Raw genomic sequence first — 17,459 nt, forward strand, 5'->3', positions numbered from 1 at the left:
GCAATAGTTCACCTCCCTTCTATTTATTTTTCAATTTAAAGCTAAATTTACTCCATGGTTTTATATAATCTAGTAAGAATACTTCTTCCTCAACAATTCTTCCAACCACATTAGTTTTTCCATAGTTCTTCATATCCTTAAGTGCAACTTGAAGTTCTCCAGCATATCTGCTATAAAGATCTGAATCTATTAATATATCTCCTCTTTTTATATCAGGAGTATTATATGGTGGGAATGCTGTTCCCTTATATTTAACTCTACTTTGTGTACTTCTTGCCATGTATTCTGAATTATCTCCTCTATTGTAGTGGAATTCATCAAGAACTATAGTTTTTTCTATATCACTAATATTTTCATTTAATTCAACTGTAAATTCTAACATATCTTTATTTAATTCACTTAAAGCCTTTAATTCCTCTTCTGAAGCAAAAGCATTTGCAATTATAACATCATCAATTAATCCAGTAGCAAATAAGTGTTTAGCTTGTACTACTATCGGAAGATTTCTATGTTCTTCTAAAGTACATAATCCTTCAGATACTGGCCATGGCCCGTGATCTGCTGATGGTGAATTAACAAAAGCAGCTGTTCTTATTCCTAACTCTTTAAATTGCTTTGAACATTTAATAAAATGCTCATAAGATAATCCTGTATATACATGCGGGTAAAAATTATGACAACCATATATATTACTTAAATTAGCTTCATAAGATAATATGTTATCAACATATTTTGTTCCATTACTCACATTTAACTCTATTTTTAATCCATCCTTATTAAATGACATAATAGATTCTTCGCTACCACTAAAGCCCATATCTAATCTAATTCCAGAAAGACCTATTTCTTTAAATACAGAAAGGTTTGTAATAGAAGCATTTAATTTATTAAAAACTGTAGGATCTAAATCAGCTATAACTTCCATATCATATTTATTAGCTACTTCAACCATTGCTCTAAATTCTTCTACTATTTCACTAACTTCCTTATCAGCAGCTGATAAAAGACATGTAAAAATTCTTTTAACCCCATATTTTGCCGCTAACTCAATATATTTTATATTTTCTTCTATAGATGTATGATTCGGATATACAGATATTCCTAACCTCTTCATAATTTTATTTCCCCCTAAAATACTATTTCTTGTAATTTGTTTTTTTAAAGATGTAATATCCACCTTTAGCTGGTGATACCTTGTCATCAATAAATGATATTACATTTATATTCTTATTTAGATAATTTTCAAAGGCCTCTCTAAATATTCTTGATTTTCTGATTACTCCTCCAACTAAGCCTACAGAACATTTTTCAAACTTTAATCTTTTAAATACTTGTTCTGTACTTTTAGCTAAATTTATTGCTTCAATTACTAAAATTTTATTTGCTACTTCGTTTCCTTCCTCAGCAAATTTAGATACAATTTGAGCAAGTTTAGCAATTTCATCCTTTGTTGAAGAATAAACGAAACCAATTATATCATCAGGCTTAGAAATACCTAAATATTCAAGGATAGCTTTTGACATTCCACTTAATTCAAGGCTATTATCATTTTCATAAATCATATTTTTAAGTCCTTCAATAGCTATCTTATAGGCTGATCCTTCATCTCCTAATAGATTTCCCCATCCACCAGCTTTCCATTGAACATCTCCATTGATTCCAAAAGCAATAGAACCTGTTCCTGCAATAGTTAATATTCCATCTTCACCTTTTAATAAGGCTTTTAAAGCTAATTCACTGTCATTCATAACAATAGTTTCAACATTGAATTTAGATTTTACCTCTTCCTTTATAATCTCGTTATTATTTCCTACTTCTGAACCTGCAATACCTAAATAAATCCCTTGAAGATTTTCTATGCCTAGCTTATCCACTATATTATCAATAGCTTCTACAATATTTTTAAGACCTTCTTCTTTCCCATTAAGTAAGTTTCCATATCCAGTTAATGATGATTTAATTATGTCTCCTTCTAGATTATAAGCAACAGCTTCTGTTTTAGTCCCTCCACCGTCTACACCAATAATATATTTCATAACCGATCACTCCTTTTAAAAGAAATCCTCTTACCTATAGAATAAACCCTAATGGTTAGACTCCATTAGAGTTTAATTACATTATGCTAATCTTGAATAAACTTCTACTAATTCAGTAGCTAAATCTTTTAAAGTTATAGATGTCATTAAATGGTCTTGTGCATGAACTAATAATAAGCTTACCTCTGCTTTTTTTCCAGCTGCTTCATTTTGAATTAATGTTGTCTGAGAATGATGAGCCTCTCCTAATTGTTCACCAGCTTTAACTAATAATTCTTTAGCTTCTTCAATTTTTCCTTCCTTTGCTAATTGCATAGCTTCCATTGATAAACTTCTTGCTTCCCCACTAAACATTATTAAATTCATAATAATTTCTTCCATCTTTAACTCCCCTTAATATATATTATTTTTTATTAGAGCTAATGCATTGTCTAATACCTTTGCTCCATTCATTGTTCCATAGTCAACAGTATTTATAACGTCTACAGGTATGTTTTTATCTTCATACCTTTCCTTAAGTTTATTAAATAAAAATCTAACCTGTGGTCCTAATAGAAGCACATCGAAATCTTCTCCATAATCATCTATTTCATTCTCAGCAATAGCATTTATGCTACATTCAATAGCCTTTAATTTAGCTGCTACTTTCATCTTAGAAACTAATAATGAAGTTGACATTCCAGCTGAACAAACTAATAATATTTTCTTCAAAACATGCCCCTCCTAAATATTATTTATCTACCATGTATACTATATTAATAGAGCAAAAATCATGCCAATATCATTTTTTTAATAATTAGCCAATATTTTAAGAATACATCTACATATATTAATTTTTTATTTATTTTAATTTAATAATATACTTTAAAATAAATACCTTTATACACATATACACATCATATAACTTGGTTAATTATCAATATCAAATATATTCCTAATAACCGAAAATTATTAATATTTAATAAATAATTTTTTACTAAACATAATTATTCTTTCAGTCTATAAAAAGGACCTACTAATTAAAACCAAGAATTTTAAAAGAATTATTGGTTTTAATTAGTAGGTCTTTTACTTATATAAACATTAAATTTAATTTTATATTTATTTTCTTCTTTTATACTTTATATCTCAACACTTATTTTTTCTTCTTTTACTTTTTCATTTAATCTAGTTTCTTCTACTATAGTTTCTTTTATTGCTCTAGCTTCTATTTCTAATTTCTTCTCTATAGCTGGATTTATAGCATTTACAAACATTTTTAAGAAATTATATAAAACTGTAAAGATTACATAAGTTGCAATAAATATTTCTACATTTCCAAGGAAGGTAAATACATTACTTAAAACTCTATGACCTTGTCCATTAAAATAAACTCCTAATTTAAAAGCAGCTAATGTTGCTATTGCTAAAGGGAATGTAAATGACGCATGTGATGGTTTAAATCCATCCTTAAATAACTTAATAATGTAAAAATAAACTACAGGTAATAACATTAATCCAGTTACAATTAACCACCATAACATATACTTATTTGGATTAGAACTCATTGTTAACATTCCAACTACCCCAAGAGGTGCTGGTGAACAAATTATTCCTACTGTTGGTAACTTATGATCTTCCATTTTTTCGCTTCTAAATACTATAAATAATACTAAAGGTAATAATGCAGTATAAAATACAAATCCGAATAGTAACATGAAATGTGCTATAGGTTCAACTCCTGCTATATTTTTACTTGCAACAGTTCCTGTAATCATTCCTGTATATACTATAAACATAGTAGGAACTAAATTCTTAAAGTTTCTTTCTTTAATTCTAAAAACAGTATATAAAATTACTATTCCATAATGCCAAATCACTGCCCCTAACCATAATGCTGTACAGAATTTTGGAAACATTGGATAAAAATAAGCTGATACCAACCATGTTACCATTCCTATAGTAGGATAAAATGTTCCTGTAACAGGATGTTTCACTTCTTCAATTACTGTTTTAGGAAACTTTATAAATCTTATAACCATTAATGTAAGCATCCCCACAGCTAATATTATTGATATAGGCTTTAAATAATCTACTCCTTTTAAAAGCCAACAATTACTTAATGTTATAAAAGATAGGCAAGTTCCACTTATTCCAATTGGATACCTTTCTAATTTTTCTAAATACTTATTCATTAGCTTCTCTTCCTTTCTCTTTTGTTCAATCTATATAAAACTCTTATTTAAAACTAATTTTTTAATAACTTTTACATCTTTATTATAAAAGCTTACTATACATAAGTGAAATACTATTATAATTTTAATATAATATGTATTTACCTATATATATATTAAAAATAAAGGGGCTATCTCATAAGGAACTACTCTGCACATATAAACAGGATATAGAGAATTTTAAATAATATCATAATGTTTCAAAGCAAAGGGGCTATTTCAAAAATAGGAATTTTATCCTATTTTGAGATAGTCCCCTAATAAATATTTAAAACTTATTTTGTTACTAAGGTAAGTTCTAAATTTACCTTTTTTCCCGCTCTTATTACTCCAACTTTAACAACATCATTTTCATTTAACTTTCCTTTTAAGTCATTAAGTTCTTGAATGCTTTCAATATTCTTTCCATTGAATGATACAATTAAATCACCAGCTTTAATTCCTGCCTTTTCTGCTGGGCTAAATGCTTCAACTTCTACAACATAGATTCCTTTTTCTAATTTATTTCCTCTAAGTTCTTGAGCTTTTATTATTTCATCAGTAACATCTCTACCTGATATTCCAATTTTAAGCTCTGGTTTAGATAAAACATCAAGTTTATCTTTTACCTTATTTATAGGTATAGAGAAACCTATACCTTCGATTTCTTCTCCAACCTTTTTAGCTGTATTAATTCCTATAACCTGTCCTGCTGAATTTATAAGAGGCCCTCCACTATTACCTGGATTTATAGCAGCATCTGTTTGTATATAATCTACTATATTATCTTTGCTTCCATCCACACTAATCTTTCTATTTGCTGAACTTACTATTCCTTTTGTTACAGTTGAACTAAATTCTTTACCTAAAGGATTTCCTATAGCTATTACATCTTCCCCTGATGATACTTTAGATGAATCTCCAAGCTCTGCAATACCTGGTAACTTAACATTTTTATCAGTGATTTGTAATAAGGCTACATCCATTTTAGAATCTGAGTTAATAACCTTTGCATTAACCTCTTCACCAGTGCTTAAAATAACCTTAACTTCACTAGCACCTTGTATAACGTGATAATTAGTTATAACTTTTCCTTCCTTATCTATTATAAATCCTGAGCCAATGCCCTCTTGTTCCTGTACATTGAAAAATCCATTTGATACTATACTCTTAGTAGAAACTCCAACAACAGCTGGTGCTACTTTTTTTACAACACTTGCTGTATTATTAGTACTTCCAGTCTCAACTATAGAATTTTCTCCTGTGGAAATTTTCTGCTCAGTCTTAACTGATTCCTTTACATCGTCTCTATCTCTAAGAACTGTATACACCCCTGTACCACCAGCAATTCCTCCTATTAAAGATGATGCTATAGCTAAAGAAACTACTCCTGCAATAGCTTTTTTAGGTTTCTTATTTTTCTTATTATTTGTCTCGTAACCATAATTATTTTCATTGAAATTATTATTAAATTCATTATTGTTAAAATCGCTCATAAATACCCCTCCAAAACAATCTTACACTATTTATTTATATAATAATTTATGAATATGGCATTATTATGACATTTTTTGTTAATAATTTATTAAAACATATCTATTGCTGTTAACACTATTGACCTAATCTAAGATTTGGTTTTGCATTTAGGTTAAAATCTGAAGTATTTCCTTTCATTAGCTCATAATAAGCAGCACTTCCTATCATGGCAGCATTATCTGTACATAAAATAGCAGTTGGATGTAATATTTCTACACCTATTTTTTTTGCTTCTTTTATAAGATTTTCTCTTAAAGCTGAATTAGATGCAACTCCACCTGCAATAGCAATCTTATCAACTTTCTTTTCTTTACAAACCTTTATAACATTATCAGTTAAAACTTCTACTACAGCTCTTTGGAAACTAGCTGCAACATCAGCTTTGTTAACTTCTTCACCTTTCATTTCAGCTTTGTTTAAATAATTAAGCACTGCTGATTTAACACCACTGAATGAAAAATCTAAACTATTATCATGAAAACTAGCCTTAGGGAATTTTATAGCAGTACTATTTCCTTCTTTAGCTAACTTATCTATTTTAGGTCCACCAGGATATCCAAGACCTAAGGCTCTCGCAACTTTATCAAAAGCCTCTCCAGCTGCATCATCTCTAGTTTCTCCTAAAATCTCATAGCTTCCATAATCCTTTACATGAACTATAAAAGTATGTCCTCCTGAAACCACTAAACAAATAAATGGTGGTTTTAAATCCTTATGACATATAAAATTTGCACTAATATGTCCTTCTATATGATTAACTCCTATTAAAGGTTTTTTTATAGCATAAGCTAAGCCCTTAGCATATTGAAGCCCAACTAAAAGTGCTCCGACAAGTCCCGGACCATATGTAACACCTACAGCATCAATATCATTTAAAGTGACTTTTGCTTCCTTTAAAGCTTCTTCGACAACAGCATTTATTGCTTCTATATGCATTCTTGAAGCTACCTCTGGAACAACTCCTCCAAATTTCTTATGTGTATCTATTTGGGATAAAATTATATTTGAAAGTACCTCTCTTCCATTTACAACAACAGCTGCAGATGTCTCATCACAGCTACTTTCAATAGCTAGAATTACTTTTTTCTCCATACTTATTACCTCATCCTATATGATTCTCTTAATCATTATATTATACTTTATAGATTTTTTACATTCAACTAAAATCATAAGTATTTCAACCTTCTCAAAGAAGAATTCCTTTCTAAAACTCCATATAATATGAAATAAATATTAAAATTAATACTACCTTACAAAATTTATTAATTCATATCAACTTAGTATAATATTAATAATCTAACTAGTGATTAGTTCATTAAAATTTAGTACAATAATATTGTACATATACTAATTTATAGGCTCTAGAAATTATATAAATATGTATAAATTTATAATTTTATAAATTAAATAAATTTTAACTAAACTTTAATATTAGGAGGTTTATATGGTTAAATCCTATGCTAAAATAGTAGTGGATGGTTCTCCTATTACTAAATCTAATTTCAAGCTTCATAATAAACAAGGCAGAGCTATTTTACCTTCAAATACTGGTAAGAGCCATGATAAATATGCTAATTATGAAGAAGAAATATCTTATAAAGCGAAAGTTCAAAATCCTGACATTTTACTAGAAGAATCTTTAATCGCTATATTAAAAGTTTTTTATAAAAGTGAGAAAAGACATCCAGACACCAGTAATATAACAAAAAGTATTTTTGATGGTATTGAAAAAAGCGGAATAATAGTTAATGACAAGCAGATTAGAAAAATAATTATTGAAGAATTTTATGATAAAGAAAATCCTAGATTTGAATTAGAATTATTTGGCGAAAGTTCCTATGACATAAGCTATAATGTAAAAAAACTAGAAAAACCTAGAGAAAAAATATTATATAATTCTACTAAATTGGTTAATAATAATAATATAAAATCAAAAAAAATAATTGAAAATAATAATTCTGATAAAATCACTTGTGATTTATGCAATAAAACAGTAATACCCGGAGAATTCGTGACAGCAAACAAAGGAAAAACTAATATATGTAGACAATGTTTAAGTAAGACTTTTTAGAAGAGAAAGGTAGTGTAAAAATGAATATAGTTTGTATAGGTGATTCATTAACTAAAGGTTACGGAGTTAATCCATCAAAGTGTTGGGTATCAATGCTAAAGGATTCCTTAAATATGCCTATGGTAAACAAAGGAGTTATTGGAGATACTTCTTCTGGTATATTATCTAGATTTTCAAGAGATGTAAAAAAAGAAGAAACTTCAAAAGTAATAATAATGTGTGGAACTAATGATGCATTACTTAATCGTAATATGAAGAATGTATTCAAAAATATAAATTTAATGCTTTCTGAAGCAACGGAAAATGGAATAACACCTGTAATATTATTCCCACCAAAAATAGTAAAAGATTTAGCTTTTGAGCGTTGGGATAAGAAAGTAGATTATGACAAATCTGAAGAGCTTCTTAATACGCTTAAATCATTGCTTCTTGACCTTTCAAGAGAAAAGGATATACAATTTATAGACTTATCAGAACTTATGCCTGCTGAACCTCAATATTATTCAGATGGCATACACTTTAATGATTTAGGAAATGAATTTGTTTTTAATATTTTAAAGGATAAATTAGCTTAATGCTAATTTATCCTTTTTCTATTTATCTAAACAGTATTTACAAGCTTCTATTCCAGCTATCTTTCCTTCCTTTATGCAAACACTAGCTGTATCATAGCCCCTTGTTACTCCACCTGCTGCAAAGATACCTTCTAAATTAGTTCTATACTTATCATCCACCTCTATACCTAAGGTTTCTTTATTTATGTTAAGACCTATCTTATCCCCAAGTTCCTTTTCAGGTAAGAAATTAACTGAGATTAAAAGACAATCACATTGAATTTCATTAAGTTCACAACATTCTTCATTAGAATTTTCTTCAATATGCTCAACTATAACTCCTTCTATTCTTTCACTTCCTATAACCTCACCAACTCTATAACCATAAAGTACTGGAATATCAAAATCCTCTACTATTCTTCTTGATGATTCATTTTTTGCTCTAAGTTCCTTAGAACTTTCAATTATTGCCTTTATTTTTGCTCCTTCTATTAAAAGTCTCCTAGCAATAATTAAAGTTGAATCACTACTACCCAAAATAACTATTTCTTTTCCTGGTAAATATCCTCTTACATTTACAAATTTATGAGCTGTTCCTACTGTATATATTCCTGTAAATTTATTAAGAGGAATACTTATATTTCCTGAAAATAATTCCCTTGTTCCTGTAGCTATAATAACAGCTTTTGCTCTTATCTCTTTCATAGCTTCCTTCGGATTAACATAACTTATAACTTTATCCTCTGTTATTGAAAGAACTGTAGTATCTAGCTTATATTCAATGCCTAAATCCATAAGTTTATCAACAAACTCCTGAATATATTCTGTTCCTGCAATAGGATCCTTATGGAATTCATCTTCAAAACCACAATGTACACATTGATTTAAGGCTCCTCCTAGCATTTCCTCACGTTCTAACAATAAAATCTTTAGAGAACTATTATATTTTTTTGCTTCTATGGCCGCTGCTATTCCTGCTGGCCCTCCGCCAATTATTACTATATGATAATCAACCATTATTATAGTTGTATAAAACCCTCCCTAACTAAATAAGCATAGATTTAATTCAGATAAAATTTTAATTTCATCTGAATACTTAATGTTCTTTATCTAAAAGCATGAAGTTGTTTATTTCCTATTTATAGAACATAGGAATATTCCATCCTTTAGCTACAAGATTAAAGCATTTAATCTACAAATTCTCTGAAGGTTAATACAACTAATTCACCTCCTCATGACAATAATAAAAGTAAAGCAAAGTACTCATCCCATTTATAGTTTTATAACTTTATCTGCCTTGTTCATCATATCAACAATTACATACATGTTAGTTATTTCACCAATAGCTAATTTATCTGTTAACCCATAAAAATCTAAACAAGCTCCACAGCTATATATATTTGTTCCACTATTTTTTAAAGCCTCTAAAGATTCTAAAACATTAGATTCAGCTGTAGTTAAATTAACTCCTGAATTTAAGAATATAAGATTTTTAGGTTTTTCTTCTGCTTCTGTTAAGGCATAAATATAACTCTTCATTAAAGTCTTACCAAGAACAGGATCTCCATTACCAAATTCATCACTTGAAACTACAATAACAAAATTCTTTTCTTCTGTTTCATTTTTTTTGTCATTGCCTGAAAACTTCTTTATAAATAAGCTAAATTGTCCTTCTTGCTCTTTTACTTCAACATCAAAGCCACTATTTTTAGCAAACTTCTCTACATTATTCTTGGAAACTTCATTATCAACAATAACTTCAGCTTCCCCCTCTTCTATTCCATCAAAATATTTTTTAGTATTAATAACTGGTATAGGACAACCTAATCCAATACAATCTATTTTTTTCATGTAATACACCTCTCTCTATAAAAAAGGGCTGTTGTATACACAGCCCTTTTACACTTCTTATTTAATTATATTATTTTCTCTTTGAATCAACAACCTTATTCCATGCAGTTACAAACTCATCACCAGTTGCCCATTCACTCATAACTATTGAACTACCTGTTTTTATAGGATATACCATAACCGGTTTTCCTATATTTTCCAATTTAGATATATCATATATATCTAAACTATTTTCATTTAGTGTAACCATAAAATCACCAATAGGTGAACTAACAGCATCCTTAGTACTTGGAGCAATCTCTTTTATATTATTCCAACTTAAAGGTAAGCTATCCCAATTCACTACTGTTCCTGTAGCAGTTAAATCTAAATCAAATTCAGTATCTTTTACTCCTAAAGTTTTTGAATTTAATTTTCCTTCAACTACCCACTTCCCATTCTTTCTTTTCATGGTTATATTGCCCATATCCATTTTTTCAATGTCAAAGTTCTCTTTAAACTCAGGTTCCTTAGTAGAAATAAACTTCTTTCTACTATTTGCATAAGCGTCTATGCCTTTTTCTCCATATAATTCTTCAATGCTTAAACCTTTATTATTTTCAATACCATCTATAGGTATTATTTTATATTTATTAAAATCATTATCCTTATTTAATTCATCATAATATTGTAGTCCAATATAATCTTTTCCTACAAAAGTTATTTCTCTGTAACTATCATTAGCATGTTTTTTATTTTCTTCTATCTTACCACTTTTACTTTGATTCACTACATTTAAGTTTTGTATCTGTTCTCCCTTAATTGTAGTACTACTCATATTTATATCGGAAAATCCTCCATTAGCTCTTGGTAACAATAACCCATCAATAATTTTGGGAGTTTGTATTTTACCTTCATCACTATAAATCCATATAGTTTTATAAGAAGCTTCTGTTATTTTTCCATCTGCTGATATAGTTCCTGGCTCTTTAATCCCTAAAAGAACACCACTATCTTGCCCTTTTTTCTTTTCGAGATTAACAATAGCACTATCTATATTACTTTTAATAACCTCTTGCTTTGAATTTTCTGCAACTTTTTCAATAACCAAGAGTTTTCCAACAGTATATAAATAAGCTCTATTTTCATTTTCCTTAATAAAATCAATATACAAGTTAGTATTGTCAGATATTGAGATAATATCTATTAGCTTATTTTCTTCCTTTACACCTTTTATAATAGAATTAAATTCCTTAGGTAGATATTGTTCTTTATCTACCTTTTTAAATTTAAATTTTGGGTTCTCTATTTCTATTTTCTGTACTTCTACTTCTTTTGCTGAAATACTTACTAAAGGCTTTTCTATTTTTTCTACTTTTTCTAACTCATTATTTTCTTTTACTGTATATTCCTCTACTATCTCCCAAACACCTTCAGCTGACATTGAATTTAAAGTTGGTGCTTTTATTTTATTTTCCCCTACTTCCTTACTTCCTAAGCAGCTAGTGAAGGACATAGCACAAATAATAACGAGCATAAAACCAATTAATTTTTTCATCCCTTAAATCCTTTCTTTCACGTCTCCAATACGCTCCTTAGGTAATATTATAGATATAGTTGTTCCTTCATTAAATTCACTTTCTATATTAAATGAACCTTTGTGAAGTTTGATTATTTCATCACATATAGACAATCCTATACCATTTTGAGACTTAGAATTCTTCCCTTTAAAGAATTTCTCTTTTACCTTTGGAAGTTCTTCACTACTTATTCCACATCCATTATCTTCTACTACTACTATTACATGGTCCTTATCATTAATTAATTTTACACTTATAGTTCCATTTTCTTCAGTGAACTTAAATGAATTATCTATTAAATTAATAAATACTTGATTTAATCTATCCCAGTCTCCCATAATCTTTATTTCTTCATCTGGACTAGTAACTATAAAGTCTTTATGTTCTCTTTCAGCTCTCGGTGACATATAAGACTTTAGATAATTCATAAATTTAATCATATCTATTTCTTCTTCTTTAATTACTATTCTTCCACTAACAAATTTAGAGAAGTCTAATAATTCTTCAACCATTTTACTTAATCTATCAGCTTCCTTTTCAATAATGTCAAAACCAACTTGTAACATTTCCTTATCAGTATTTTCATTATTTAAAGTTATAGCCCATCCTTTAATAGAAGTAAGAGGTGTTCTTAACTCATGAGATATTGATGATATAAAATCATTCTTTAATTCTTCTCTCTTCTTAAGCTCTTCTGCCATAAAGTTAAGAGTATAAGCAAGTTGTCCTATTTCATCTTCTGTCTCTATTTTATTTTTAACATCAAGATTTCCCTTAGCAATTTCCTCTGATGTCTCAGTTAAAGTTTTAAGAGGATTTACTATACTGTTAGCTAAGAAATAACTCATTCCTATACCAATTATAAGAACTGAGAATCCTATAACAATAAATACTAGTACAAATTTTAAAATGAACTCATTGACAACCTCTAGAGAAGTTATGTACCTAACAACACCAACAGTTTTTCCCTTACTATATAATGGATAAGAAATAGCCATAACTTTATCTTTACTATAGCTTACATGTCCAACCCATTCTCCAACTTCACCTGTTAAAGCTTTTTTTACATCAATAGGTGTTTCTGGGGCATGTGTATCTACTCCCTCAGAATCCATTAATAAAACACCTTTATTATTATATATTTGGACTTGTGCTTCTGTTTGCTGCCAAAATATATCTTTATCTTTATTTACGTTTGTTTCTAATGAATTTTCATATAAGTATTTTTCATAAAACTCTGCTGCAGTTTTAACTTGATTTTTTAGTATATCTTCTGTACCTTGATAATAATATCTAGTTATAAAAATCAGAAACATGGCTGAAACAATAAGTATAGTTAAAGAAACTACAAGCAAAAAACTTTGTATCAACCTGCTTTTTATACTTTTCATAGAAATTCTCCTAACGTTTCCATCTGTAACCAGTTCCCCATATAGTTTCTATATATTTTGGTTTTGATGGAGTTTCTTCAATTTTAGCCCTTAATCTTCTTATATTAACATCTACTATCTTTGGATCTCCAAAGAAATCAATTCCCCAAACAAGATTTAAAAGTTCATCTCTAGTAAATGCTTTTCCTGGATTTTGTAAGAATATTTTCATTAATAAAAATTCTTTTGGTGTAACATCTATTTCCACATCATTTTTAAATAAACTTTGAGAATATAAATCTAATAAAAACTCTTCTGATTTTATATTATTTCCATCCTCAACTTTAGCTTCTTCAAGTCTTCTTATAAGTGCCTTTACCCTTAAGGTTATCTCTAATGGATTAAATGGCTTTAAAACATAATCATCAGCACCATACTGTAATCCCATTATTTTATCCATATCTTCACCTTTTGCAGTAAGCATTATTATACCCATATTAGGGAACTTATCTCTAAGCTCTTGGCATACTGTAAAACCATCTATACCCGGTAACATTACATCTAATATAGCTATATCTGGTTTTTCTATGGCTGCTTTTCTAATGCCCTCTTCTCCAGTCTCACATTCTATTACCGTGAACTTCTCTCTTTGGAAATTTATTCTTAAGAAACCTCTTATGCTTTCTTCATCTTCAACTAATAATATCTTCATTATACCTACCTCCATTATTATTATATATTTTTAATCTCATAACTAGCTTCTTGCAATACTACTCTTTAGACTTTTACAATATTACAATTCTAGACAAGCTCCATTAAACTCAAATAGAATTTTTTAAAGTTATCTTATAAATTAAAGATAAACAAACATCTCTCTAGATAACTTCTTCTAAAATTCAGTTTCTAAACTTTAATTAATTAAAACTAAAAATTAAGTTATACTGTCAAAAAACTCTATCAGAATAAAATCTCACTTTAAGATAATAATTAAATTATTAATATTATTCTTATTATATAATGTGATAAAAAATACACTTTATATTAATTATACCTTTTATTTAATAAAATTTGCTTTTATTTTAATTACAAAATTATTCAAAATGCTTAAATTTTTTTAAATCTTATACTTTTATGTTCTTTATTTAATTTTACTATATTTTCTCTATTATTAAAAAGTAAATTTACAGCATATTTGTAAAACAATAATATAAAATACAAAATCAATTATTTGTATTTAAACATTACTATATATAATAAAAAAAGGTTTAAATAATATTTCATTTCTAAAATATTATTTAAACCTTCTAAAAAATGGCTCCGCAGAGAGGATTCGAACCTCCAACCTATCGGTTAACAGCCGAGTGCTCCACCCTTGAGCTACTGCGGAATAATTTAAATTGTTCTCTGAAAATTATATATATATTAGTTGAAACTATATTTTAGATCAAGCCCTCGACTTATTAGTATCGGTCAGCTGAACATGTTACCATGCTTACACCTCCGACCTATCAACCTTGTAGTCTTCAAGGGGTCTTACTAGATTACTCTATGGGAAATCTTATCTTGAGGGGGGCTTCGCGCTTAGATGCTTTCAGCGTTTATCCCTTCCCGACGTAGCTACCCAGCTGTGCTCCTGGCGGAACAACTGGTACACCAGAGGTCAGTCCATCCCGGTCCTCTCGTACTAAGGACAGCTCCTCTCAAATTTCCTACGCCCGCGACGGATAGGGACCGAACTGTCTCACGACGTTCTGAACCCAGCTCGCGTGCCGCTTTAATGGGCGAACAGCCCAACCCTTGGGACCTACTTCAGCCCCAGGATGCGACGAGCCGACATCGAGGTGCCAAACCTCCCCGTCGATGTGAACTCTTGGGGGAGATCAGCCTGTTATCCCCGAGGTAGCTTTTATCCGTTGAGCGATGGCCCTCCCACGAGGAACCACCGGATCACTAAGCCCGACTTTCGTCCCTGCTCCACCTGTATGTGTCGCAGTCAGGCTCCCTTCTGCCTTTGCACTCTTCGAACGATTTCCGACCGTTCTGAGGGAACCTTTGGGCGCCTCCGTTACTTTTTAGGAGGCGACCGCCCCAGTCAAACTGCCCACCTAACAATGTCCTGTGACCAGATTCATGGCCTCCAGTTAGAATTCCAGTACTATCAGGGTGGTATCCCAAGGTTGGCTCCACTAAGACTGACGTCCTAGCTTCAAAGCCTCCCACCTATCCTGTACAGACAATACCGAAATTCAATGCTAAGCTACAGTAAAGCTCTACGGGGTCTTTCCGTCCAATCGCGGGTAGCGAGCATCTTCACTCGCACTACAACTTCGCCGGATTTGCAGTTGAGACAGTGCCCAAATCATTACGCCATTCGTGCGGGTCAGAACTTACCTGACAAGGAATTTCGCTACCTTAGGACCGTTATAGTTACGGCCGCCGTTTACTGGGGCTTAAGTTCATACCTTCGCTTGCGCTAAGCATTCCCCTTAACCTTCCAGCACCGGGCAGGCGTCAGCCCCTATACATCAGCTTACGCTTTAGCAGAGACCTATGTTTTTGCTAAACAGTTGCTTGGGCCTATTCTCTGCGGCCTACTCTCGTAGGCACCCCTTCTCCCGAAGTTACGGGGTCAATTTGCCGAGTTCCTTAACTGCAATTCTTCCGCCGGCCTTAGGATTCTCTCCTCACCTACCTGTGTCGGTTTGCGGTACGGGCACTACTTCTCTCTCTAGACGCTTTTCTTGGCAGCGTGGAATCAGATACTTCAGCTCCGTAGAGCCTTCCCCATCACATCTCAGAATTGTTAAGGCGGATTTGCCTACCTTAACTCCCTAAATGCTTAGACTAGCTAATCCAACAGCTAGCACATCCTATCCTCCTGCGTCACGCCATCGATAATAACGATGGTAGTGGTACTGGAATATCAACCAGTTGTCCATCGCCTACGCCTTTCGGCCTCGGCTTAGGTCCCGACTAACCCTCAGCGGACGAGCCTTCCTGAGGAAACCTTAGGTTTTCGGCCTGTGAGATTCTCACTCACATCTCGCTACTAATGCCAACATTCTCACTCGTAATCAGTCCACCACTCCTTACGGTATGACTTCAGCCCGATTACGACGCTCCTCTACCACTTGAATAAATTCAAGTCCGTAGCTTCGGTGGTAAGTTTAGCCCCGTTACATTTTCGGCGCAGGATCTCTCGACTAGTGAGCTATTACGCACTCTTTAAATGAGTGGCTGCTTCTAAGCCAACATCCTAGTTGTCTTAGAAATCCCACATCCTTTCCCACTTAACTTACACTTTGGGACCTTAGCTGACGATCTGGGCTGTTTCCCTTTTGACCACGGGTCTTATCACTCGTAGTCTGACTGCCGGGGTACGAGTATCTGGCATTCGGAGTTTGATAAGGTTCGGTAAGCGCTATGCCCCCTAGCCCATTCAGTGCTCTACCTCCAGTACTTAATTACCCGACGCTAGCCCTAAAGCTATTTCGAGGAGAACCAGCTATATCCGAGTTCGATTGGAATTTCTCCGCTATCCACAGCTCATCCCATGCTTTTTCAACAGCAACGTGGTTCGGTCCTCCACGAAGTTTTACCTTCGCTTCAACCTGGCCATGGATAGGTCACCCGGTTTCGGGTCTACGACATGCTACTAGTTGCCCTATTCAGACTCGGTTTCCCTTCGGCTCCGTACCTTAAGTACTTAACCTCGCAACATATCGTAACTCGTTGGCTCGTTCTACAAAAAGCACTTCATCACCCTCATAAGGGGCTTTGAACGGTTGTAGGCATACGGTTTCAGGTTCTATTTCACTCCCCTCCCGGGGTTCTTTTCACCTTTCCCTCACGGTACTGCTTCACTATCGGTCATCAGGTAGTATTTAGCCTTGGGAGGTGGTCCTCCCTGCTTCCCACAAGGTTTCACGTGTCTCGTGGTACTCTGGATCAGAACTTGTGATATTATCGTTTTACTTACAGGACTATTACCTTCTACGGTGGAACTTTCCAGTTCTCTTCAATTACAATGACCATCACGTTAATGTTCTGTCCACAACCCCAGAAATAAATCTCTGGTTTGGGCTCTTTCCTTTTCGCTCGCCGCTACTAAGAAAATCGATTTTTCTTTCTCTTCCTCCAGGTACTTAGATGTTTCAGTTCCCTGGGTTTACCCTCTATAAGCTATGTATTCACTTATAGATACATGGGGTTTCCCATGTGAGTTTCCTCATTCGGAGATCTCCGGATCTCAGGCTATTTGCGCCTACCCGAAGCTTATCGCAGCTTATC

The 17,459-nt window shown here is 31.8% G+C and carries 14 protein-coding genes, 1 tRNA gene and 1 rRNA gene (1 of these 16 cut by a window edge); 2 read left to right on the top strand and 14 right to left on the bottom strand.

Annotation, left to right across the window (positions count from 1 at the left end):
- Nucleotides 1-19 precede the first annotated feature (19 nt).
- From ARA19_RS13640 to tsaD, 7 genes are all read right to left on the bottom strand, one after another.
- Nucleotides 20-1,114: a DUF871 domain-containing protein gene (locus tag ARA19_RS13640; protein WP_055071508.1), complete on the bottom strand. Its 1,095-nt coding sequence runs from the start codon at nt 1,112-1,114 to the stop codon at nt 20-22.
- 22 nt (nt 1,115-1,136) lie between these two features.
- A complete protein-coding gene (locus ARA19_RS13645) occupies nt 1,137-2,036 on the bottom strand; it encodes a BadF/BadG/BcrA/BcrD ATPase family protein (protein WP_055071509.1) in 900 nt (299 codons plus the stop codon).
- A gap of 81 nt (nt 2,037-2,117) precedes the next feature.
- A complete protein-coding gene (locus ARA19_RS13650; RefSeq protein WP_055071510.1) occupies nt 2,118-2,417 on the bottom strand; it encodes a PTS sugar transporter subunit IIA in 300 nt (99 codons plus the stop codon).
- Nucleotides 2,418-2,429: 12 nt separating this feature from the next.
- Nucleotides 2,430-2,747, bottom strand: a complete 318-nt coding sequence (locus ARA19_RS13655) for a PTS sugar transporter subunit IIB (protein WP_055071511.1) — start codon at nt 2,745-2,747, stop codon at nt 2,430-2,432.
- A gap of 410 nt (nt 2,748-3,157) precedes the next feature.
- Nucleotides 3,158-4,210, bottom strand: a complete 1,053-nt coding sequence (locus ARA19_RS13660; RefSeq protein WP_055071512.1) for a TDT family transporter — start codon at nt 4,208-4,210, stop codon at nt 3,158-3,160.
- A gap of 314 nt (nt 4,211-4,524) precedes the next feature.
- Nucleotides 4,525-5,724 (bottom strand): S1C family serine protease, encoded by a 1,200-nt coding sequence (locus tag ARA19_RS13665; protein ID WP_055071513.1) that lies wholly within the window; start codon nt 5,722-5,724, stop codon nt 4,525-4,527.
- Nucleotides 5,725-5,839: 115 nt separating this feature from the next.
- Nucleotides 5,840-6,856: a tRNA (adenosine(37)-N6)-threonylcarbamoyltransferase complex transferase subunit TsaD gene (gene tsaD, locus ARA19_RS13670; RefSeq protein ID WP_055071514.1), complete on the bottom strand. Its 1,017-nt coding sequence runs from the start codon at nt 6,854-6,856 to the stop codon at nt 5,840-5,842.
- Between the two features lie 352 nt (nt 6,857-7,208).
- Between tsaD and ARA19_RS13675 the strand changes: the two genes are divergently transcribed.
- Complete coding sequence (locus ARA19_RS13675) at nt 7,209-7,835, top strand: RusA family crossover junction endodeoxyribonuclease (protein WP_055071515.1); 627 nt, start codon at nt 7,209-7,211, stop codon at nt 7,833-7,835.
- A 20-nt stretch (nt 7,836-7,855) separates the two neighbouring features.
- A complete protein-coding gene (locus tag ARA19_RS13680; protein WP_055071516.1) occupies nt 7,856-8,410 on the top strand; it encodes a GDSL-type esterase/lipase family protein in 555 nt (184 codons plus the stop codon).
- Between the two features lie 18 nt (nt 8,411-8,428).
- Here ARA19_RS13680 and ARA19_RS13685 read toward each other — a convergent pair whose 3' ends face one another.
- The 7 genes from ARA19_RS13685 to ARA19_RS13715 form a co-directional block, all read right to left on the bottom strand.
- Nucleotides 8,429-9,406, bottom strand: coding sequence for an NAD(P)/FAD-dependent oxidoreductase (locus ARA19_RS13685; protein WP_055071517.1), 978 nt, complete (start codon nt 9,404-9,406; stop codon nt 8,429-8,431).
- Between the two features lie 255 nt (nt 9,407-9,661).
- Entirely contained in the window at nt 9,662-10,240 is a 579-nt protein-coding gene (gene yedF / locus ARA19_RS13690; RefSeq protein ID WP_055071518.1) for a sulfurtransferase-like selenium metabolism protein YedF, read from the bottom strand.
- Nucleotides 10,241-10,310: 70 nt separating this feature from the next.
- Nucleotides 10,311-11,777 carry a hypothetical protein gene (locus ARA19_RS13695; protein ID WP_055071519.1) on the bottom strand — a complete coding sequence of 489 codons (1,467 nt, stop codon included), beginning with the start codon at nt 11,775-11,777 and terminating at the stop codon, nt 10,311-10,313.
- Between the two features lie 3 nt (nt 11,778-11,780).
- The gene (locus ARA19_RS13700; protein ID WP_055071520.1) at nt 11,781-13,190 is read right to left on the bottom strand and encodes a sensor histidine kinase; all 1,410 of its coding nucleotides are present in this window, start codon (nt 13,188-13,190) and stop codon (nt 11,781-11,783) included.
- A 10-nt stretch (nt 13,191-13,200) separates the two neighbouring features.
- Nucleotides 13,201-13,881 carry a response regulator transcription factor gene (locus ARA19_RS13705; RefSeq protein WP_055071521.1) on the bottom strand — a complete coding sequence of 227 codons (681 nt, stop codon included), beginning with the start codon at nt 13,879-13,881 and terminating at the stop codon, nt 13,201-13,203.
- A 600-nt stretch (nt 13,882-14,481) separates the two neighbouring features.
- Nucleotides 14,482-14,556: transfer RNA gene (locus tag ARA19_RS13710), tRNA-Asn, on the bottom strand.
- Between the two features lie 53 nt (nt 14,557-14,609).
- A 23S ribosomal RNA gene (locus ARA19_RS13715) occupies nt 14,610-17,459 on the bottom strand (it continues 59 nt past the right edge of the window).

This window comes from Clostridium massiliamazoniense (assembly GCF_001403635.1).
In the GTDB taxonomy this organism is placed as follows: Bacteria; Bacillota; Clostridia; order Clostridiales; family Clostridiaceae; genus Sarcina; species Sarcina massiliamazoniense.

What these genes read in the sequence shown, in the direction of transcription:
- ARA19_RS13665 (WP_055071513.1), bottom strand. Translation starts at nt 5,724, where the DNA reads ATGAGCGATTTTAACAATAATGAATTTAATAATAATTTCAATGAAAAT.
- ARA19_RS13650 (WP_055071510.1), bottom strand. Translation starts at nt 2,417, where the DNA reads ATGGAAGAAATTATTATGAATTTAATAATGTTTAGTGGGGAAGCAAGA.
- ARA19_RS13685 (WP_055071517.1), bottom strand. Translation starts at nt 9,406, where the DNA reads ATGGTTGATTATCATATAGTAATAATTGGCGGAGGGCCAGCAGGAATA.
- ARA19_RS13645 (WP_055071509.1), bottom strand. Translation starts at nt 2,036, where the DNA reads ATGAAATATATTATTGGTGTAGACGGTGGAGGGACTAAAACAGAAGCT.
- yedF (WP_055071518.1), bottom strand. Translation starts at nt 10,240, where the DNA reads ATGAAAAAAATAGATTGTATTGGATTAGGTTGTCCTATACCAGTTATT.
- ARA19_RS13695 (WP_055071519.1), bottom strand. Translation starts at nt 11,777, where the DNA reads ATGAAAAAATTAATTGGTTTTATGCTCGTTATTATTTGTGCTATGTCC.
- tsaD (WP_055071514.1), bottom strand. Translation starts at nt 6,856, where the DNA reads ATGGAGAAAAAAGTAATTCTAGCTATTGAAAGTAGCTGTGATGAGACA.
- ARA19_RS13660 (WP_055071512.1), bottom strand. Translation starts at nt 4,210, where the DNA reads ATGAATAAGTATTTAGAAAAATTAGAAAGGTATCCAATTGGAATAAGT.
- ARA19_RS13705 (WP_055071521.1), bottom strand. Translation starts at nt 13,881, where the DNA reads ATGAAGATATTATTAGTTGAAGATGAAGAAAGCATAAGAGGTTTCTTA.
- ARA19_RS13680 (WP_055071516.1), top strand. Translation starts at nt 7,856, where the DNA reads ATGAATATAGTTTGTATAGGTGATTCATTAACTAAAGGTTACGGAGTT.
- ARA19_RS13700 (WP_055071520.1), bottom strand. Translation starts at nt 13,190, where the DNA reads ATGAAAAGTATAAAAAGCAGGTTGATACAAAGTTTTTTGCTTGTAGTT.
- ARA19_RS13675 (WP_055071515.1), top strand. Translation starts at nt 7,209, where the DNA reads ATGGTTAAATCCTATGCTAAAATAGTAGTGGATGGTTCTCCTATTACT.
- ARA19_RS13640 (WP_055071508.1), bottom strand. Translation starts at nt 1,114, where the DNA reads ATGAAGAGGTTAGGAATATCTGTATATCCGAATCATACATCTATAGAA.